The organism is Paenibacillus sp. NPDC058177, assembly GCF_042883835.1.
GTDB lineage: Bacteria > Bacillota > Bacilli > Paenibacillales > Paenibacillaceae > Paenibacillus_AQ > Paenibacillus_AQ agri.
On the sequence record NZ_JBHVVB010000011.1, the window covers coordinates 1 to 20398 of the forward strand.

The following is a 20398-nucleotide window of genomic DNA, read 5'->3' on the forward strand; positions in this document are numbered from 1 at the left end:
TCGTCCTGAGCCAGGATCAAACTCTCCAAATTGGTATTTAGAAAGAGCGATTGCTCATTTTGAAACATCTGACGAGAATTAAAAATTCTCATTTTGAATTCACTTTCGTGAATTCGATACTCACTCGTTGTTCAGTTTTCAAAGATCAAGCTGTTCTCGTTGTCCGCTCAATGTCTCAGCAGCAACTCTTATACTATAACATGTTGTCCTCGTTTTCGTCAACCTTTTTTTAAATTTCTTTTTTCAGGTTGTTCATCGATTGTTTTCCAACAAATCGCTGTCTCAGAGGGACGAGTTATAATTTATCACATCTTCATGCGATGAGTCAACTATAAATTTATATTTATTTCACAATCCCCATTCCTAAGCTACAACAATCAAAAAAAGAGAGTGCTCCGCCTCTCCCTACCCACAGCTTTTATCTATAGTATATCGTTCCAGCGTGTTTCTTCTTATCTCTATACAGTATAGCGAACAGCATGACCTTCCCCCGGATTAGCTTCACCCCAGGAAGTAATTTCTCGAAGTAGTGAACGGGAGGCAAGTTTACGAAGAACAAGCGGAAGTTCGGCTTCCAGCGGTTTTAGACCTGAATGCTGAAGGAGTTCTGCGATGCTCCATGGCTCTTTACGGCTCTTCAGAATGGAGAGAAGTAAACTACAACAATCAACCATCTTCGACATGATTGAGAAATCACAGGCTAACAAGATCAGCTCCACTCTTTGTTCCAGCGTCTCCGTGCTTACAGTGAGTTCTTCATACAGCTTATGGACCGGTGTGTTCATCTTTTTAACTTGATCCCATACAGCCGGCTCGGGAAAACAACCACTTTCGCTCACTTCTATGCGTGCCCAATGATACAGTGCCATCAATATACAATTGTAAGCATCCATAATACACGAGGCCTCCAGGTAGCGTTTGGCCTTCACGTACATATGCAAAAAACGGGCGAATTCCATAAACAATACCCGTTCCTTTAGCGACCCTGTAAATTGAGCGATCTCCCTGCGCATGTCCTCAAGAATGCCCTTCGGATCCCAGATTACCTCTCCCGACATCAAACTAGTAAGAAGTTCATTGTTATCCCCCGCCATAACTGCCCGTTCGAGAGCAGACAAGCTTACGTGGAGAGAATGGGTGTGCCGCTCACCCGCAATCGTCTGGCTAATTAGACGTTCCTTCTCCTGCCCTTCATGCAGCATCAGCACGACCATATCAAAATCGTGAAGCAGCGCACTCTGAAAAGGAGCGTTCCCCTTCCGCCGCATTGCCACGGCGCCGAGAACACTATCATCAAACGTTTCTCCACTTAACAAAGTCAAATTGGACAGTTCCATACTTCCCTCCATCAAATTTGGCGATTTTGCGTCAATTCAGTTATAATTCAGGTATAATTTACTTAGTAATGTAATTCTACATATCGCTGTTAGTTCCTTCTGGTCAACCGAACTATATTTAGTTAGGAGTTAATACTCATGAAATTCAAATCGGCCAAGATCAACGCTTTCCGTACATGGGGACTTCTGCTCACAATGCTTGGAATGGGACTAATGATTTTGGGGACTGCTGGTATTGTATTCTGGGGCCCGGCCGGTAAAGTATTTGCCGGAATTGGACTTGTAATCGGTTTAATTGCGATGGTCGCCAGTATGGCCATCTATTTCTGGGCTGGCATGCTCTCTACAAGCGCTGTGCAGGTAGAATGCCCAGAATGTCATAAGTTCACCAAAATGCTCGGCAAAACCGACCGCTGCATGTTCTGTCACACCATTCTCACACTGGACCCAAACCAGGCGAATATTACTGCTGAACAGCTTAAGCAACAGCAGCTTAACCAGAATTAGAAATGCTTGCAACCCCATCTGAATGTTACTCCCAACTAGATATGCATAGAAAAAGGGACTTCCGTTGAGCCGGAGTCCCTTTTTAGATTATTTTTATAAAACATTACTTATGAATGCCCTGTAAAGCTTCCCATGCCGTCGGATTAGCAAAGCTACGGTTCCAAGAACCAATGCCTCCAAGTCCGAGGGACTGGGCAAGCTCCACTCTAGCCTTCAACGACGTCTTATCCTCGATCCATATTTTGCGAAGAACGCCTTCTTCCTTGTACTCTACATAATTCTGCCCTGCACTCTCATCAAAAGTTGGCTTCAACTTCTTCTCATTGATGATCTTGTCCACTGCATTCATGCTCACTGCCTTGGAGCTGACCTTCGTCTTGCCATCCACTGGAGTCTCGGTCCAGATCCGTGTATACAGAGGCACACCAAGGATCAGTTTCTCTGGAGGTACCTCATCTTCATCGATAATGCGATTCATCGCTTTCTTGACCCATGGCAGTGAAGCTACAGATCCCGCTTTGGGACTAGCTGCCCAATGTTCATCATACGCCATAACGATCAGAAAATCCGTAAGCGGACCCAGGGAACGACGATCGAGGAACAACGACCACATTTCACTGTTCGATTTTGGGGTGACGTCTATGGATACGATGAGGTTTTTGGCTTGCGCCATCGGCTTCAGTTCGCGCATAAACTGGGTAACGTTCTCCCCGTCCTTTGTATACACATTCTCAAAGTCAATGTTAATCCCGTCAAGATTGTACAGATCTGCATATTCCAGCATCTGCACGATCGTCCTCATCCGCTTCTCATAAGTGGACAAAGCTTGTGTTGTCAGATCAGCCTCAAAGCTGTTACTAAGCAGTCCCCATACTTCCATTCCCTGAGCATGAGCCCACTGCACATAAGCGCTGTCAGCCTGGCTGCGAACATTCCCATCGGTATCCACAATCCGGAACCAGGTTGGACTGACTACATTAACACCCGGCAGCTTGCCGATTGCGTTCGGGTCTGGCTTGCGTTCGTAGACAGCTTCCCAGATGAGGTTAACAGGCTTGCCCTTCCAGCTACGATCAGCCCTTGAAGGCGTCACTGGCTTCACCTCTACGGTTTTATCACCGTCAGGGATAATGTCGCCCGTCTTGGTATATCCCGTATAGCCACTGTCCAGCTGCACATACAACCAGCCCTCTTCGGCTTCTTTCCAGATTTTCACTGGAGCTCCGGGAGGCATGTCTGCTACTATTGGCGCATGAACCGAGGCTTCCGTACGCAAGGCAACTGTTTTGCCTCCGGCATCCCCCTTCACTTTTCCAAGCGGAACCGATTCTCCTGCACTCATTAACAAGACCGCACCGGTATCCTTGTCCTCCTGGACTTCAAACCCGTACAGATCCTCAAGCGTTGCTGTTGGCAGATAAGTCACACCACCCTTCACTTCCGGCGCGAGCCGAAGCTGCAAGGGCTTGTTATTGAGACTGGCATCCGTTGTGTTCTCCTGCATATAAAGAAGTTCATTACCTGTAGACAGGATCACCGATTTCGTAGCCGCTTCATAGCGGATAGACGGATCTACATACTCCTGAAGCAGCGGCAGCGGTAAAAGAAGGCCATCTCCCGTTCCAGTGGCGGAGTAGCCGGTCAGCTCTCCTTTGACGAATACAGGTCTCTCCAGCCCCTTCCAGTCCGGGTCCACATGCTGCCGGTTCGGCATTATATAAAAGACCACCCAGTAAGCTGCAGCTGCGATAACTAAAAGCCCAAGTAGGCGGCGAAAAAAGCTTCCGCGTTTTTTAACATGTCTTTGTCCATGTCTTCTGTCCAAGATGCATCCTCCAACTATAACATTTTTGAATTAAGGTTAAATACGGCTAACACCGACTTTAAGTATACGCGCTAAATGCCTGTTTTGTTTCGAAAATCGCTGGAATAAATCCCTGATTCTGCAAGTAGAAACAGTTTGCCTTCCTCTAAGGGACGGTATCCGTTTCAGGAGAAAGAAATATTAAGGATGATTTATAGCGAAAACATATATATCCTTATATTTTTAAAAAATTATAAAAAATAAAACGTGCAGCTTCCGTTGACCGGATTCCGCACGTCATGGACAGACAGGCCATAGGTCTCCCGGATCATCCGAAGTGCCATGCTTTCCCGCCTTTTACTATTCAGCTGCTTGTAATTCTACTGCTGGATCTTCTTGTCATTGCACTCTTCACATACTCCATAAAGCTCCATACGGAGTCCCGTAATTCTGAATCCCGTCTCCTCTGCTGCACGATGTTCCACATCATGAAGCGGCGGATAACTGAAATCCTCTATCTTGCCGCATGTCTGGCAGATCACATGATAATGATCCGAGACATTGGCGTCGAACCTGCTGGAATTATCGCCGTAAGTCAATTCACGAACCATACCGGCTTCCATGAACATTTTGAGATTATTATATACGGTTGCCACGCTCATGCTTGGAAACTTAGGCTCCAGCGCCCGATAAATATCGTCCGCCGTCGGATGATTCATCGCTTCCATCAAATACGTAAGTATTGCATGTCGCTGGGGTGTAATACGGACACCGGTTGTCTTTAATTGTTCCAATGCATGTTGTACGCCACTACCCATAATTGCCACCGCCTTTAAATTAAAACTTCAGTAAAAGTATATTTACAATTGTAAGACCGCTCTTTCAATATTGTCAATGTGGTCTGTACATTATATTTATTATTATATAAGAAAAATTACTTTATTCAATATTTCCTCACATTTAGATTGCTGTTTCCTTCTACATGCAGCTTAAATTCTGCCATTCCCGATTCTCCAGAGACTGTTTTTTTGTCTATAACCATTCCCGGCAAATCCGAGATGATATCTCCGTATCCACTGGAACCACTCAGTTTGTAATCTCCTGTCTCGGGGAGGTATAAGCTGATGTCACCCACTGCGCTGTAAATATCCCAGTCCCCACCAACGGAAGGTGAACGAACAATAATACCACCATTCAGGGATTCGGCATGCAGCTTCAGAGGCGCACCATCAATCTCCAGATTGCCGTTCTTGCTGGAAAGATCAATGCTGTCATTGCTGTTCATGGCGCTGACATTGCCAACTACTGTCGACAGCTTCAAGGCACCGTTCACATCCCAGGCGTTCATATCTCCACCGTTCGTCGTCAAATCCACGCTACCCTGCACCGCTCTGGCACGGACCGCACCATTCAGCGTCTTCCCTTTAACATCGCCGTAGATTCGGTGAAGAATCAATTGGCCGTTACCTGTCTCCAGGGAAATGTCCTTGATCGCTTCTACATTCTGGAGTGTTATGCCACCGTTCATAGTGCGGACCTCGACGTCAAACCGCCGGTCCTCTGGTAACGAAATATCCAGATTCATTCGCGGTTGACGTTTGCCTGAATCACCGTAAGCTTTGCCTTTGGGGGTGATTTTGATATTGGGACCTTCAACCACATCCACAAAGGACTGCTCGGAGATTGCTTCAGCCACCGCACCTTCTAATTGATCTACCCAGACGGTAGTATTGATCTCAATATTCTGCACTGGGGCACGGTGCAGCAGGATATCTCCGTTGATCCCGTCTATTGAGATTTTCGCGGTACTAAGTTCAACCGGGACAATTAGCGTGGGCTTCTCAAATTTGCGCCCTTCAGCCTCCCCGTAATCAACGGCGGCTGCGGTTAAATTGAGGCTCACACGGTTCCATAAATGCAGATAATGTTCCTGCTCCGCAACAAGAAAGACACTCGCCGCCAGTACAATAGAAGACAACAGGCCTCTAAGATCAAGCTTCGCTCTTGCAGCATGGTCTGCGTTCACACGACGGGCAAAAACGTATATCAGCAAGTACTCCACTCCCCAAAGCACAGGGATCAATGGCCACCACTTCAGCAGGAGCAGCATCCTGTCGGTCCCTTCTTTCCAGTCTAGGAAAAGAAGGATGCCGACACTGATTAGCAGAACAACAGCTGTATATCTTCCGACGCGACGCTTGCGGCGCTCCTTCCGTCTCCGCAGAGCAGCTCCATTCGCAATCTCCCTAGTCCCCAGTAACAAACCAGCTCCTAACAAAGCTATTGCGATTGCAACCTCCACGTAATGCTCGATGAAATACTGCATCCATGGTGGCTTTTGCCGGAAAAGAAAGAGCAGCGTCCCGCCGAATAACAGCATCAGGCCAAACGATAGGCCAGGTTCAGTAACAAAGGTCCGGCGTTTGGAGGGTACAGGAGCAATTCCGGGGTCTTGTTCCACTGGAAATCGCAAAATCCGATCTGCAGATTGCAGCACGTCGTATACATTATAGAAATAAAGCACAGGGATCAATAACCCCAGCAGGATCAGCAGCGGCACATTAATCTGCATTCCTATTGATGAGAAATATATTAGTGCAGAAATATCTAAAAGAATTGCAAAGATAAAAGATATCCCTTTGCGAAGCAGCCCAAAGTAGATATGCCCGGACCCGGGAATAAGCGCCGCCAGCAAGCCGGCAATAAATTTACGTTTGCGTCTGCGCCGTTTGGGCCGGGGCGGAATACGTTTAGGCTGACCTTCATCCTGAAGTGACTCTTGCACATCCATTTCGCTCTGCTCTTCTTCGGGAACGAACTCCGGCTTATCTGTCATTCCTGGCTCCTCCTCTCTCCAAGATTGCCTTGTCCTGCTTCAAAGGTGACCCCTCCGGTAGAACTCGACCAGTTCAACACCAGGCACAACTTCTTCCACGCCCACTTGAACAAATCCATGTTTGGTGTACAAGGCAACGGCAGGAAGGTTCAGTTTGCCAGTGGAGACGATGAACTGCTCCATCTCACTGTATTTTTCAAATACGTATTCCAAGAGCGCACCGGCAACTCCCTTACGAAAGTGCCCCGGGTTCACCATCATCCGGGTAATCGTCAGCTTCCCGGGTGATTCTTCTTCAACAGCAACTGCACCCATCAACTCACTGGCGTGGTCATGACAACCGTAAAAAATCTCCGGGGATTGTCTAAGCATATCCCTCGTCTCCATTAGTGGAGGAATCTCATTAAATCCAATGAGCTCCGCCTCCAAACGGTATGCCTTGTGTTGAAGGCTCCACAAATCACCAACGGTCATCTCATCCTGAAGATCAATTCTTGTTATATTCATTCCCGCCGTCCCCTTATATGCCGCGAAGGGCCTGCCGTTGCCGACAAGCCCCAAGTTATATATCGCTACAAGTATATTACCCACAACCAGAAAATCAGTTATCTAAAACCTCAGCCAGCAATTTGTTAACAAGGCCCGGGTTTGCTTTGCCTTTACTTTCTTTCATTACCTGTCCAACCAGGAAGCCGATCGCTTTTTGCTTGCCTGCTTTATAGTCCTCCACGGACTGCGGATTGGCCGCAACAACGGCTTCAACGATTCCTTTAATGGCTCCCTCATCGCTGATCTGCACAAGACCCTTCTCCTCAACGATAGCTCCAGGCAGTTTACCGGATTCCAGCATTTCCTTAAAGACGGTCTTGGCAATCTTGTTGCTGATGGTTCCACCCGCAATAAGGCCGATCATCTCGCCGAGACCCTGAGGGGTGATCTTCACTTGAGACAGCTCCAGATTGTTGCTGTTCAAATAACCCAGCAAGTCACCCATGATCCAGTTGGCTACAGCCTTGGCATCCTGGGTATAGGCCAAACTTCCCTCGAAGAAATCAGCCAGCAGCTTGGATGAGGTGATTACACCAGCATCATAAGCCGGGAGTCCAAATTCCTCGCTGTAACGGGCTTTCCGTGCATCGGGAAGCTCCGGAATACCGACACGGATGGATTCTCTCCATTCCTCGTCAATATGCAGAACAATTAGATCCGGGTCCGGGAAGTAGCGGTAATCATGCGCCTCTTCCTTACCGCGCATGGACAAAGTTTTGCCTTGAGCTTCATCCCAGCGGCGCGTCTCCTGTACAACAACACCACCGTCGTCGAGAATCTCCGCCTGACGGTATTCCTCGTACTCCAATCCGCGCAATACACCACGGAAGGAGTTCATGTTCTTAAGCTCGGCCCGGATGCCAAACTCAGCTTGTCCGTACGGACGCAAGCTGATATTCGCATCACAACGCATCGAGCCTTCTTCCATCTTCACGTCAGATACATCGCAATATTGCATGATCGCCCGGATTTTTTCCAGATAAGCCCGTGCTTCTTCCGGTGATCTCAATTCCGGCTCAGAGACAATTTCAATCAGTGGCGTACCCACCCGGTTGAAATCGACGAGTGAAGCATAGCCGCCGTCCACGTGTGTCAGCTTACCGGCGTCTTCCTCCAGATGCAGTCGGGTAATGCCAATCCGCTTGGTCTCCCCGTTCACTTCAATATCAATCCAACCGTTCAGACCGATCGGCTGATCGAACTGGGAAATCTGATAAGCTTTCGGAGAATCGGGATAAAAATAGTTTTTGCGGTCAAATTTACTAACGTCGCCAATGGTGCAATTCAGCGCCATTGCGGCCTTCATTGCATATTCCACCGCTTGGCGGTTCAGTACCGGCAGGACGCCGGGATGGCCCAGGCAGACTGGACATGTGTGCGTGTTAGGCGGAGCGCCGAATTCGGTGGAGCAGCCGCAAAAGATTTTGGACTTTGTATGAAGCTCCACATGGACTTCCAGTCCGATAACCGTTTCATATTTAGACATAAGTTATCTCATTCCCTTAAAAGTTTTGTGAGCCTATTCTTCACTATATAGATTGAACTTGTGATTTTTCTACTATGGGATGAGCCGTGACTCCAGAGAATGTTTGGACTTTCGGCCGCTGTTGTCTGCAGATTTCTTGATTTTAACCGCTATTAGCGGTAGAAATCCGCAGACAAAGGCGGACGCTCTCGCTCCTACAGTTCCAAAATTCCCCTACGCCACTTTTCCCTTCTTGTATATTTTTAAGTCCAATTTATATAGATATCTTGTGCAAAACTTGCTTCAGAGCGTAAGCTTCAAAGTCCGTATTAGAGCTGTGGACGTTGCTTGTGATGATCTGTATTCTGTTCAAATGCGTGAGCAACACGCAGTACAGTGCTTTCGTCAAATTCCTTACCGATAATTTGCAGACCTACCGGGAGTCCTTCAGCAAAACCGCAAGGAACGCTGACAGCCGGAATACCGGCCAGACTTACAGGAATAGTCAAAATATCATTCAGGTACATAGTCAGCGGATCTTCGGTCTGCGAACCCAGTTTAAATGCTGTTGTAGGGGCAGTCGGCCCGATCACAACATCGTATTTCTGGAAGATTTCATCAAAGTCCTGCTTAATCAGAGTTCTTACCTTCTGAGCTTTCAGATAATAAGCATCGTAGTAACCTGAACTGAGCGCATAGGTGCCCAGCATGATCCGGCGCTTCACTTCTGGCCCAAAGCCAAGACTGCGGGAGTTGTGATACAGATCTAGCAGGCCGCTGCCATCATCCGCACGAACGCCATAACGGACACCGTCAAAGCGGGCCAGGTTGGAGGATGCCTCCGACGAAGCCAGCAAATAATAGGTAGCAACCGCATATTCGGTATGCGGCAAGGATACTTCATCCCAAGTAGCTCCCAGGCTTTCCAGCACTTTAAGTGCTGCCAAAACCGGCTCGCGAACAGAAGCATCAACGCCTTCACCCAGATACTCCTTCGGTACTGCAATACGCAGTCCGGATACATCGCCAGTAAGCGAGCTCAAATAATCAGGAATATCCACTTTAGCGGATGTGGAATCCTTGGCATCATAGCCAGCGATAGCTTGCAGTACATATGCGGAATCCTCCACATTGCGAGTAATAGGGCCAATCTGATCCAGCGAGGAAGCGAAAGCCACCAAGCCGTACCGGGATACGAGGCCATAGGTCGGCTTAAGACCCACTACACCGCAATAAGAAGCGGGTTGGCGGATGGAACCACCAGTGTCGGAGCCCAGCGCGAAGAAAACTTCGCCAGCTGCCACAGCAGCAGCGGAACCGCCACTGGAGCCGCCGGGAACACGCTCAAGATCCCACGGATTGCGCACGGGACCAAAGCTTGAGTTCTCATTGGAGCCGCCCATAGCGAACTCGTCCATATTCAGCTTGCCGATGGTTACAGCGTCAGCCTGACGCAGTTTGTCAGCTACCGTAGCATCATAGACCGGTTGGAAATTGGTCAGGAATTGGCTGGCACAAGTCGTACGCAATCCCTTGGTAGAAATGTTGTCCTTAATTCCTGCAGGAAGGCCGAACAGCAGACCGCGTGCCGCCCCCGAGGCAAGTTTGTCATCCAGAGAGCGTGCCGCAGCACGTGCGCCCTCTTCATTTAACGTCAAAAAAGCATGCACGCGCGCATCCCGCTCAGCGATGGCGGACAACGATTCTTCAGTCAACTCACTGACAGAAATCTCCTTGTTGTTAAGCATGTTATGTACTTCTGGCAATCGATATTGAAACAGGCTCAAGATTCTTCCTCCTTCTTAAATAGGTGTAGTTATTCCAGTACCGCTGGTACCTTGAATTGTCCGTCTTCCTGATCTGGCGCGTTAAGCAGCGCCTCTTCCTGAGACAAGCTGTCCTTCACAACATCGTCGCGCATGACATTGCTTACCTGAAGCACGTGAGTGGTTGGCTTTACATTTTCTGTGTTAAGCTCATTCAGTTTCTCTGCATATTGTAAAATGGCATTCATTTGTTCGGTAAAGGTTGCCTCTTCTTCCGGGCTTAACTGCAGGCGAGCCAGCTTGGCCACATGCTGCACATCTTTGACAGTAATGCTCATAATAAACATCCCTCCTGATTAAAGGGCTAAAGCGCCCGGATAACGTTTTTAATTATATTGTAGAAGCTTGGACAATTCAATGTGCTTGTACTATGCCTCAGGCATGTTAAAAAAGCCGGCTTGCGCCGGCCCTTCTTAAATCCAAGCCCGGAGATTCACTTGCTTAATGAATTCCGCCTGGGACAGACTCTCTTTGGTTGTGGTCTCTATCTCTTCCGCATCGGTTGCATCGCCGTTCATTAAATAATGGAACAGCTTCTCATTATGCGTGGACAAGGCATAATCGATCAACGCTTCATGCGTTGCCCGCTCGGCTTCGACGGTCAGCAAAACTTCCTCTGCTTCAATATCTTCTGCCGGAACATAAAAATTCCGGTTCGCCTGGGGAACTCGAATGACATAATCAAACGCATTATCGGGATTGCGATCGTAAGCAATCAGGTAGCCGTAGTCCCCGATAGGAAGACCCTGCTCGAAAGCGTCCGCGACAATGACAATCTTCTCTCCTAAACGCAGCATCGCCCTACCTCCTGGCTCAAAATCTATGATGATTTTGCTTATTTCAACAGTCTACTAAAAAATAATAGAGCTGTCTAGCGGAAGGAGGAAGCACACAAGCTTTTTTCCATAATATGCTTCGGGATTGGCAAAAAGTCGCGGCTGCAGTATCATCCCTCTCATTACGGTAATTTATTCCTGCCCATTAGCGTAGAAGCCCCGGCCAAGCAAAAGAGAATGAGCAGCGCTGCCGACAGACAAGGGCTTAAGTTCACCCCGGCAGCTTCTCTCCCTTCGGAAAGAAGCCTGGCAGACAATCCGGGGAGGGCTGCTGGTGTCCAATGGAACCATGACGGCATCAGGCTGTCGGCAAGTGCCATTCCCGCGGACGACAGAAGTGACAGGAATGCAGCGGCAGGCGCACGCAAAAAAGCACTGAATAGCAAAGTGAGCGAAAGAGCGCACAACAGCCATATTCCATAGAGTGCGGCTGCAGCTACGACATCCATCCAGGGAAGAGAACCTATCAATTGCTCCGTATAATAGAGTGCACTAGCTACACCCAAGCCTAATGCAAGAAACAGTATCGTAAACAACCCCGCCCACTTAGCAATTACAAATCCAGCAGGTGACAAAGGTCTGGATAACACAAGTTCAGCGCTACCGTTGTAACGCTCTCCGGACAAGCTGTTCATTGCCGCCAGTACCAGCACCAGGATTCCGATTGAGCTGTATTGCCCCAGCGCCTGGGACATCACCGCTGCTGCATTTGGCATGATATACCCTTCAAGTATTCCTTGAGGAACATTGTTCGCTGCCTGCAAAATTTCCGGCATATAGTAGGTTATTATAGGCTGCATAGCTCCCAGCAGAATAAAGACCACAGGTATCCAGATTAGTTTATAAGTCCGGGCTGCTTCCAGCATTTCTTTTTGATAAACAATCCATGTATTTCTCATCCCCCGACCACCTTCATGAACATATCCTCAAGCGTGGAAGAACCTGCTTCGAATTGCAGAAGAGGGATGTTAGAAGCGGCGGCTTCCTTCAGAATGGTATGACGTGCTTGCTCCAAATTGTCCACATTGAACACAGCATGTTCTCCATTAAGCCGTGCCTCCAATATAAAGGGCTTGGCGCCAACGGAGTTTAACCACTGGATAGCCTCTGCATTCTTCTCCGTACGAACCGTAATCACTGGCTGACTGTACTTGGAACGCAGCACGGACAATGCTCCCTGCTCTGCAATCAATCCATCCTTCATCACTATAATCTCATCGCATACTTCTTCTGCGTCGTGAAGCACATGCGTGGAAAAAACGATGGTTGTCTCTTTCCGAATCTCACGCAGCAATTCCATGACCTCCCGTCGACCAATGGGGTCAAGCGCCGATACCGGCTCGTCTAGCAGCAGTAGACGGGGCCGGTGCACAAGCGCCTGTGCCAATCCCAAACGCTGCTTCATCCCGCCAGAGTACCCGGCGATGCGGCGGCGTGCGGCAGCTTTCAGCCCCACCCGTTCCAAAGCGGTCTTAGCCTTGCCTACAGCTTCCTTCCCGTTCATTCCACTGAGCTTGGCGGCAAAAGCAACGTATTCCTGACCGCTCATCCAGCCATAAAAAGCTGGTGACTGGGGCAGATATCCCAGTTCCCGCCGAAAATCTCCTCCTTGGTAACTCCCTGTGAAGGCGATGCTTCCCGCTGATGGCGGGAGCAGTCCGGCTATCATGCGCAGCGTCGTTGTTTTCCCGGCACCATTGGGTCCGAGCAGTGCAACACAGCTTCCTTGGGTAATCTCAAAGCTGATCCCACCCACAGAGAGGTGGCTGCCGTAGCTTTTGCGCAAATTCGAGACTTGAAGCAACGGCTGCATCACACATCCCTCCTACCGACCGTGAAATAAGCTACACTTCCCAATAAATTCCCGGCTACAATAATGATGATCCAGAGCCATTTGGGTCCCCGCACACTCTCTGCCTTCCAAAGTGAAATTAAACCGATGACCGCAAGCAGGACTTGCAGCACCACAAGCGGTAGTATAAGCCCCCAATTCACTTTCTCCATAACCTCACCCTCCTGCATGGTTACTCTCTATTGGCTCCTCGTCTTCTGGATTCAGGCAAAATAACGAACAGCAGATAAACAACCGTGGGCGTGGGAATCCCGGTAATCCCCCATAATCCCCAGAACCAGGCCTTCTTGCCTCTTCGCTTTGCATCCCGAAACAACAAGTTCCCTTGCAAAAATAAACAAACGGCCACAACGATCCATATCCATAGCGGCACATCCTGCAGCTCGTTCATTCCCTGGCACCTTCTTTGCACCGCCGGAAGCGTGATACCGTCAGACCTACTAATGCGGCTAACGGTATAATTCCTTGAAGGGTCAGATAGATTACTGGCACGTAACCAAGTAAAGCTAATGTAGAGCTGAGCAGAATCACTGAGACGATACAGAATAACAGCCTCTCCTTGCGAGCCTTCTTTCGTCTAGACTGCTCCTCTGCCACAATTAAAGATTCCAGCGCTCTAAGGGATGGAGGGGGAATATCATACTGCGCATCCAGACGATCCATCTCCCTAGTAAGTTTGTGCAATAACGCCTCCTGCTCGTCATTCTTATTCATTGTCTTCTCTCAGCTCCTTTCGTAATTGATTCAGGCCATAAGCTACCCGTGATTTGGCTGTGCCAGCAGGAATCTGCAAAATCTCTCCGATCTCCTCATAGCTGTAACCGTAATAATGCTTCAGCAGAACCGCTATCCTCTGAGCGGAAGGTAGCCTTGATAACGCATCCAGTACGTCGCTCCATTCCTCATCCTTGCTCTCAAACTGCCAGCGGATGGAGCGGATACCCTGTTCCTGCCGCTTCCATCGCTCCTCACGCTTCCAGCGTCGTTTCCGGTCAATATAAAGCCGGGTCGCAATAGTAATCAGCCAGGAGGAAAAAGATGAGGAGCCATTGTAGGTCCGGATTTTTTCCATGCATCTGACCATGGTATCCTGGGAAATCTCCTCCGCCTGCGAAGGGTCCATGGTCACTTTGATCAAATATTTGTACAGAAAGGTATAATGTTCACGGAGAAGCCCCGCTAGTGATGAAACATCACCCTGCTGAGCCTGCCGTACCCTTTCCTTCATTAGATCGTCCATGGTCCCCTCCTCCATAAAAGTTGTTAGCAAATATAATACGATTATCGAGGATAGATCGTTCAATCAGCGACTCATAATTTATTCTGGTACTCCCAAAGCCTGCGGCGCCAAGGCTGGATCGAGCCTTTCCCGGCAGGAAAACACCAAAATAACGTTTCTCTCCCTCGACGACGATCCGTTATGTTTCCCCCTTGGGCGCTTTCGTAGCTCCTGCTCAAACAGACCTCCCTGACCAAATTCCCCGGCGTAACAGCAGCCTCTTCTCCCCCTACATTCTGTCTGTACTCCATGAATGAACAAAAGCCGCCTTTCTCCGGACACTCCGAAAAAAAGCGGCAGTTCTTGCTGCAAAAGTGCTCGTATGTACCTTGAGATCTGGGGGATCCGTAGTCCAAGTGCCCCGAAATATCATCCTTCAATTCAAGTCCTCCCTACCATGTAACTCAAATTCAAACCCATATGTAGACAAAAAAAGCACGCAAACCGGGATTATTCCACAGTCTGCGTGCTTCGCGAGGTAAATATTACATTTAATTAACAATATTGTAGCAAATTTGTATTCTCTTGTCCATCTGTATTTCCCCGATTTTTGTCGGTACTTCTGGACCGATAGACTTATAAAGATACGTAGGGATTGTTCTCGCGCTCAAACCCGATTGTTGTCCTTGAGCCGTGACCCGGATATACCTTGACCTCTCCATCCAGCCGGTACAGCTTGCCCCGAATGGAATCAAACAAATCACGTTCCCGGCCACCAGTTAGATCGGTACGCCCTACTCCAAGCTTGAACAGCACATCACCGGAGAACAGATCATCTCCACACAGGAAGCTTACGCTGCCGGGAGAATGGCCTGGGGTATGGAAGACTCGGAAGGTATGTCCAATTAAGTCCAGAACCTGACCTTCACCAAGATCATATTCTGCCGGAGCTGTGGTTAAAGGAGCGGACAGATTCGGCCACATCAAGGAACCATTCAGCTTGGGATTCTCCAGCCACTGACTCTCCAGCGGGTGCAGATAGACAGGACAGTTCTTCAGCTTGCGGATTTCATCCACACCGCCCATATGGTCAAAATGGGCATGTGTCAGCAAGATCGCCTCAATCTCTATCCCCTCGATGCTTCGTACCAGTGCTGCAGGATTCATGCCGGGATCGATAATGATACCCCGTGCTGGATCAGCTCCTGTGAGCAGATATGCGTTGGTCTGAAGCGGGCCAAGTGTAAATGAACGAATATTAAGCATAACTTTTAGAAGCCGGAAATCAGGCCACGCAGCTCTTTGGCGATAATCGCGTGGGATTCCGTTCCTTCCCCGTAGGCTTGACCCATTGCCTTGCGAACGTCCCCGATTTTGCTGTCATAGTCAGCAGCTTCTCGGTCAGGATTTTCCTGTTTGAACTCTCTCATCAGACGTTGTACATGCTCAGGACGAGGTCCCCAATGACCAAGTACATAGCCGCCTGTATCAGCGAAGATAACGATTGGCACCGAACGACCGCCCATGGTCAGGAAGTTGTCCATCAAGTCCTGATTTTCCTCTAAAATGAGTACTTCGGTCTTGATTCCCGCGGTTTCAAGAATACGGAACACGGCAGGAACATTGCGCACAACATCGCCGCACCAATCCGCTGCCAGAATGATTACACGCAAATCATCGCGGTGATTCAGGCTCTCGAAAAATTCCCGGTCGCTCTCGTCTTCCCAGGCAAACTTCTCATACCAGGCTTCGAAATCCTGCTGATTGCGGGTCATACCCTCTACGAATTGACGGGGCGTGAGTCCCTGACCAAATTTAGGAGCTACATTTTGCTTCATGCTGCATTCCCTCTCTTCTTCTTGGATTGGTACCACTTGAATACAAAATAAATAACAATAAGGGCAATAGCACCTAGAATAATTTCATGAGTATACTTCGCAGCGACTTCATCAATGTTCTTCCACTTATCGCCTAGCGTCATACCCAAGTATACAAATAATGCACTCCATGGGATAACGGCCAGTGTGGTCAGAAATGTGAACTTGCCCAGTGGCATCCGGGTGATTCCGGCAGGTACGGATATGGCATGGCGTACAACCGGAATGAACCGGGCTGTGAAAATAACGCCTGTCCCATATTTGTTGAACCACTCCTCGGAGTGATCAATGTGCTTTTTGGAGATAAAAATGTACTTTCCGTACTTCTCCAGTACAGGTCTGCCGCCGTAACGGCCGATCCAGTATACGAAAATCTGGGCAATAACGCCGCCGATGGTTCCGAATACTACTGCACCAAAGTAATTAATATCTCCCGTCCAAACCAGATAGCCTCCATAAGCCAGAACAATTTCACTTGGAATTACTTCCATCATTAATCCGATCATAATCCCGAAGTAGCCAAGGCTCTGAATCCATTCAAAAAGATTCGAGATCAGATCAGAGATAACATGCATGTTGGCGCTCCTCCTCCCTTTATTTGCATAGGCGGCAGGGCTCACTGCATCGCTATGCTCTATGTAGCCAGTCTTCTCTTAGCCTATTCTAGCATATGGAAGGATACAACTTCTACTTACAGGAAAATGAATCTCCAGAACACATTGTGGACCTCCCCAGTGCATCTCGCAAAATAGACGACAGGGTCATTGACAAAACAGGAAAAATATCGCTATTATATATTTAGATAATTATTTAAATATCGAAGGGTCGGATAGACATGAATGAATCTTTTAAAGCACTGGCCGATCCTACCCGCCGCCAAATTATCCGTCTGTTGCGGGAGAAGAACAGGACCGCCGGTGAGATAGCCGATTATTTTAACGTCTCGAAGCCAAGTATCTCGCATCATCTGAACGCCCTTAAACATGCCGGGCTTGTGCAGGATGAGCGCCAGGGCCAGTTCATTCTATACACGCTGAACACCACTGTTCTCGATGAGGTTGTCGGCTGGCTGCTGGAGATGACGGGGACGGGCAAGCAGGATAGTACACAAACTTCAGGCACACTCCAGAAAGCAAGCGAAAGTAACCATGCAACTAAGGAGGATGAAAGATGAGAAAGATCAAATGGAAATGGCAGGATACGCTTATTGTAGTGTTGGGTCTAGCCTCACTTGGTTTTGCGTTATTCAATTACAATGCTCTGCCGGACCAGCTTCCGGCCCAATTCGGGGTTACGGGAGAGGTTAACCGGTATTGGAGTAAGGATTCGGCGATTGCCTGCCTCGGGTTGCTTGGTTTGCTTATGCCACTGCTAATGCATTTGACACGAAGCATTGATCCGCGAAGAGAAAACTATGCAAAATTCGAAAATGCCTATGCCATGACACGTCTGGCCATGGCCCTGCTGTTCGACTTTATTTTTGTCCTGGTCATCATGTATGGGCTCAACATCAATCTTCCTGTAGGCAAAATTGCTATTGGTGCAATTGGAATTCTGTTTATCATTATTGGAAATTATATGCCTCAGGTCAAAGACAACTACTTCATTGGCCTACGTACCCCATGGACCCTGCATAATCCCGAGGTGTGGCGCAAAACGCATCGTTTGGCAGGCGGTCTCTGGGTAATTGGCGGACTGCTGATGATTGGAGCTATATTTACAGGGGGAATATGGAACACGGTAGTGATTGTGACAGCTTTGGTGTTGACTACCCTCATTCCGGTCGCTTATTCGTGGATGATAGCACAGCGGTTAAAGGTCTAGTATTGGATTGAGATTGCGCGCGAATTCGACCCAGCGCTCTCTGAATTCTATCCACATGTGCGGTATAATCTCATGGACGCTGGAGACAATAGGCGGCTAGAAGTTCAGGCGTTCATCCTAGTAACGACCGGGCCTTACGTTCAGTCATTAGATCGTCGTATCTCAGGGTAATAGTTCAAAGCAGCAGCAGTCTAGGGTGTGGCATTATACGCCTACCCTTTAGGGATTGTTGCTGCTTTTTTTGTATCAAAAAAAATCAGAGCGTTCGTGCTAAACTGGGCGGCGGCTACGGGTTCGGAGGGTTCTTCCGAGCGACCTGCTGCCTTTTTGTCGCCAGCCATTGCAGCTTCTGACCTGCCACTTCAGCTCGTTCAGTCATTCGGAAATGTCGGTCATTCCCCTTTCCCTCACTGTGCAATTCAAGAAACCTGTATTGTTGCAGTAATTCCATACCGATGGCAGCGATCCGCACAGCGTCTTCTTTATCCCCGGTCTGAAATTTGTTACGGCCCAACTCCCATATTCCTTCCATAGCCTTAGTCCATTTGAAGTAGTTATAAGTATCACTCCGCAGGGCTTTGCGAATCCAATAGACCGCAGCTTCTGGCTGGTTTTTCTCCATATATAGCTCTGCCATTTCCCAGTTCAGACCAGCGTGGTATGGCGATTCCCGAAGGCCGGTCCGCAATAGCGCTTCGCGCTGCCGGTCTGGCACCAGCCTTGAAAGCTCAAGCCGTGTCTCGGTAGAGCGCGGATTCCAGTTCATGGATTGTTCCAACAACCTTACCTTCTCCGCAGGGCTAGGAGCGTAAAACGCTGCACGATATAATAATGCTCCCCGGTCTGCACGGAATGAACTGAGCCCTAGCATCAAGAACAGACTACATACTAATCCTCCTGCTATCCAGCCGGAATGCCTTCGGATCGGGCTGTATAATGTTGGGCGCAGCGAAGCTACCGGTTCTTCTCTTGAGGAAACAGCCAACGCCGGCAACCAGAACAGCAGCAGCCAGACCATGCCATAGCTCCAGTCAAAATCAACGGCACTATGCAGAACAAGGACCAGGAACGGTGCCAACAGATGCGGTGTCGCTCTTAAAGAACATGCCGTTGCCAGCAGCAGGACCAGAACTACTGCCAGACCGACCCCGCCCAGATTCAGCAGCAGATCAAGGTAGCCGTTATGGGTCTGGCTGCCAACATAGGGACGGGACTGAATGGCGAGATACATATTGCGCCAGGTTCCGCCTCCGCGCCCCAGCCAGGGCGCTTCCCCCGCGAGTCGCAGGGCATCGCGGTACAACAGGCCGCGCGCGGCGACCGTGGACGACGGTCCGGTGGTGATACGCGCGATCATGTACGTCAGGACGGCGGTGCCCCCCGCCGTCCAGCCCGCGGCCGCGAGTGCCAGCAGCGCGGCCCGGGAGCGCTGCGCCGTGCTGTGCCAGCGGCGCTCCAGCCACAGGCCGGCTAGCACAGCGCCGGCCCAGCACCCGGCCAGCAACAGCAGGCCGGGCAAGGGCTTTACCGCCAGGCCGGCAGCGGCCAGTTGGCGGTAGAACAGCGCCGCACAGGCCACGGGCGCGGCGCCTGTAAGCAGAAGCGGCGCGATCAGCCGCCGCTTCAATGCCAGAACGGCGGCGCAGGCGCAAGCCGCCGCCAGCCATGCGCCGCGCGACTCGCTGAGCAGCAGCGCGGCGGCGTACGGAAATAGCGGCAGCTGGCGCAGCAGCCTGGCTGCATATGGGAATAGCGACAGTTGGCGCTGCAACTTGGCGGCATACGAGAATAGCCGCTGCTGACACTGCAGCTTGGCCGCGTGAGGAAATAGCGGCAACTTGCGCAATAGCCTGGTGGCATGCAGGAATAGCGGCAGCTGACACCGCAACTTGGAAGCATACGAAAATAGCCGCTGCTGACGCAGCAGCTTGACCGCATGAGAAAATAGCCGCGACCCACGCTGCAGCGCGGCTCCGCTCCCTGCACTGCCATAACCACCCGCGACTGCAAATAGCCGCTCCAGCAGAAAAACCGCCATGACCGCGCCGAACGTGTTGGGATATTGCAGCAGTCCGGCGAGCCGTGCGCCTGTCACACTGACATCCGGGGCACTGGTGTAAGCTACATTAAAGGCGAGCGTCAAACCAGTACAAAGTGGGAGCAACGCACTAAGACACAGAGTCACGCCAAGTCCATGCCAGCTTGCACGCAGAAGCCGGGCAGCACCCTTGCTGCCCGCGCTGCTATAGGCAATCAGGGCAAAACTACCGTATAGCGCCCAGCGCCACATTTCATCAAAGTTGGCCTGTGCCGACAGCGGACCTCGCAGCCAATGAATGCCGTACAGGCAAAGGATAACAATAGGCGCGAGAAGCACAATGTAGATCATTGCCTCATTATTGGCTCTGCTCCCCACACTCCTTAGCAGCACTAACTTCAGTGAAAGAAGCAAGCCGCATAACACAA

At 49.7% G+C, this 20398-nt stretch carries 22 protein-coding genes; 3 read left to right on the plus strand and 19 right to left on the minus strand.

All coding sequences use genetic code 11. The annotated features are described in order from the left end of the window. Positions 1–458 precede the first annotated feature (458 nt). Positions 459–1337 (minus strand): nucleotidyltransferase-like protein, encoded by an 879-nt coding sequence (locus ACFVU8_RS28000; protein ID WP_379469192.1) that lies wholly within the window; start codon positions 1335–1337, stop codon positions 459–461. A 138-nt stretch (positions 1338–1475) separates the two neighbouring features. Here ACFVU8_RS28000 and ACFVU8_RS28005 point away from each other — a divergent pair, with 138 nt between their 5' ends. Beyond that, the gene (locus tag ACFVU8_RS28005) at positions 1476–1844 is read left to right on the plus strand and encodes a DUF2614 family zinc ribbon-containing protein (protein WP_175371701.1); all 369 of its coding nucleotides are present in this window, start codon (positions 1476–1478) and stop codon (positions 1842–1844) included. A 103-nt stretch (positions 1845–1947) separates the two neighbouring features. On the opposite strand, the gene ACFVU8_RS28010 is transcribed toward ACFVU8_RS28005, so the two are convergent. The 17 genes from ACFVU8_RS28010 to uptA all read right to left on the minus strand — a co-directional run bounded on the left by ACFVU8_RS28010 (position 1948) and on the right by uptA (position 16683). Then, positions 1948–3669 carry a glycosyl hydrolase family 18 protein gene (locus ACFVU8_RS28010; RefSeq protein ID WP_387431814.1) on the minus strand — a complete coding sequence of 574 codons (1722 nt, stop codon included), beginning with the start codon at positions 3667–3669 and terminating at the stop codon, positions 1948–1950. A 359-nt stretch (positions 3670–4028) separates the two neighbouring features. After that, positions 4029–4466, minus strand: a complete 438-nt coding sequence (perR, locus tag ACFVU8_RS28015; RefSeq protein WP_066365765.1) for a peroxide-responsive transcriptional repressor PerR — start codon at positions 4464–4466, stop codon at positions 4029–4031. Positions 4467–4591: 125 nt separating this feature from the next. Then, the gene (locus tag ACFVU8_RS28020) at positions 4592–6484 is read right to left on the minus strand and encodes a DUF4097 family beta strand repeat-containing protein (protein WP_387431817.1); all 1893 of its coding nucleotides are present in this window, start codon (positions 6482–6484) and stop codon (positions 4592–4594) included. Between the two features lie 39 nt (positions 6485–6523). Further along, complete coding sequence (locus ACFVU8_RS28025; protein WP_387431819.1) at positions 6524–6991, minus strand: GNAT family N-acetyltransferase; 468 nt, start codon at positions 6989–6991, stop codon at positions 6524–6526. Positions 6992–7085: 94 nt separating this feature from the next. Then, entirely contained in the window at positions 7086–8519 is a 1434-nt protein-coding gene (gene gatB, locus ACFVU8_RS28030; protein WP_379469136.1) for an Asp-tRNA(Asn)/Glu-tRNA(Gln) amidotransferase subunit GatB, read from the minus strand. A gap of 308 nt (positions 8520–8827) precedes the next feature. After that, complete coding sequence (gene gatA, locus ACFVU8_RS28035) at positions 8828–10285, minus strand: Asp-tRNA(Asn)/Glu-tRNA(Gln) amidotransferase subunit GatA (RefSeq protein WP_066365774.1); 1458 nt, start codon at positions 10283–10285, stop codon at positions 8828–8830. 29 nt (positions 10286–10314) lie between these two features. Further along, positions 10315–10602, minus strand: coding sequence for an Asp-tRNA(Asn)/Glu-tRNA(Gln) amidotransferase subunit GatC (gatC, locus tag ACFVU8_RS28040; RefSeq protein WP_379469133.1), 288 nt, complete (start codon positions 10600–10602; stop codon positions 10315–10317). A 135-nt stretch (positions 10603–10737) separates the two neighbouring features. Then, on the minus strand, positions 10738–11121 hold the full coding sequence (locus tag ACFVU8_RS28045) for an ATPase (protein WP_175371706.1): 384 nt from the start codon (positions 11119–11121) through the stop codon (positions 10738–10740). Positions 11122–11282: 161 nt separating this feature from the next. Further along, positions 11283–12059, minus strand: a complete 777-nt coding sequence (locus tag ACFVU8_RS28050) for an ABC transporter permease (protein ID WP_387431821.1) — start codon at positions 12057–12059, stop codon at positions 11283–11285. Continuing rightward, the gene (locus ACFVU8_RS28055) at positions 12056–12973 is read right to left on the minus strand and encodes an ABC transporter ATP-binding protein (protein WP_387431823.1); all 918 of its coding nucleotides are present in this window, start codon (positions 12971–12973) and stop codon (positions 12056–12058) included. Before ACFVU8_RS28055 ends, ACFVU8_RS28050 begins: the two co-directional genes overlap by 4 nt. Continuing rightward, positions 12973–13164 carry a PLD nuclease N-terminal domain-containing protein gene (locus ACFVU8_RS28060; protein ID WP_379469127.1) on the minus strand — a complete coding sequence of 64 codons (192 nt, stop codon included), beginning with the start codon at positions 13162–13164 and terminating at the stop codon, positions 12973–12975. Before ACFVU8_RS28060 ends, ACFVU8_RS28055 begins: the two co-directional genes overlap by 1 nt. A 20-nt stretch (positions 13165–13184) precedes the next feature. Beyond that, positions 13185–13403, minus strand: coding sequence for a hypothetical protein (locus ACFVU8_RS28065; RefSeq protein WP_379469125.1), 219 nt, complete (start codon positions 13401–13403; stop codon positions 13185–13187). Then, entirely contained in the window at positions 13400–13726 is a 327-nt protein-coding gene (locus ACFVU8_RS28070; protein ID WP_387431826.1) for a YxlC family protein, read from the minus strand. The genes ACFVU8_RS28065 and ACFVU8_RS28070 overlap by 4 nt, the downstream gene beginning before the upstream one ends. Continuing rightward, the gene (gene sigY / locus ACFVU8_RS28075; protein ID WP_379469121.1) at positions 13719–14252 is read right to left on the minus strand and encodes an RNA polymerase sigma factor SigY; all 534 of its coding nucleotides are present in this window, start codon (positions 14250–14252) and stop codon (positions 13719–13721) included. The genes ACFVU8_RS28070 and sigY overlap by 8 nt, the downstream gene beginning before the upstream one ends. 615 nt (positions 14253–14867) lie before the next feature. Beyond that, positions 14868–15497, minus strand: coding sequence for an MBL fold metallo-hydrolase (locus tag ACFVU8_RS28080; RefSeq protein ID WP_379469119.1), 630 nt, complete (start codon positions 15495–15497; stop codon positions 14868–14870). Between the two features lie 5 nt (positions 15498–15502). Further along, positions 15503–16069, minus strand: a complete 567-nt coding sequence (locus ACFVU8_RS28085) for a thioredoxin family protein (protein ID WP_379469116.1) — start codon at positions 16067–16069, stop codon at positions 15503–15505. After that, the gene (uptA, locus tag ACFVU8_RS28090) at positions 16066–16683 is read right to left on the minus strand and encodes an undecaprenyl phosphate transporter UptA (protein WP_175371715.1); all 618 of its coding nucleotides are present in this window, start codon (positions 16681–16683) and stop codon (positions 16066–16068) included. Before uptA ends, ACFVU8_RS28085 begins: the two co-directional genes overlap by 4 nt. A gap of 260 nt (positions 16684–16943) precedes the next feature. On the opposite strand from uptA, the gene ACFVU8_RS28095 reads away from it, so the two are divergent. Beyond that, positions 16944–17282 carry an autorepressor SdpR family transcription factor gene (locus tag ACFVU8_RS28095; RefSeq protein WP_066365830.1) on the plus strand — a complete coding sequence of 113 codons (339 nt, stop codon included), beginning with the start codon at positions 16944–16946 and terminating at the stop codon, positions 17280–17282. Beyond that, entirely contained in the window at positions 17279–17932 is a 654-nt protein-coding gene (locus ACFVU8_RS28100; protein WP_387431828.1) for an SdpI family protein, read from the plus strand. The genes ACFVU8_RS28095 and ACFVU8_RS28100 overlap by 4 nt, the downstream gene beginning before the upstream one ends. Before the next feature lie 286 nt (positions 17933–18218). Here ACFVU8_RS28100 and ACFVU8_RS28105 read toward each other — a convergent pair whose 3' ends face one another. Continuing rightward, the gene (locus ACFVU8_RS28105; RefSeq protein WP_387431831.1) at positions 18219–20348 is read right to left on the minus strand and encodes an O-antigen ligase family protein; all 2130 of its coding nucleotides are present in this window, start codon (positions 20346–20348) and stop codon (positions 18219–18221) included. Positions 20349–20398: the final 50 nt, after the last annotated feature.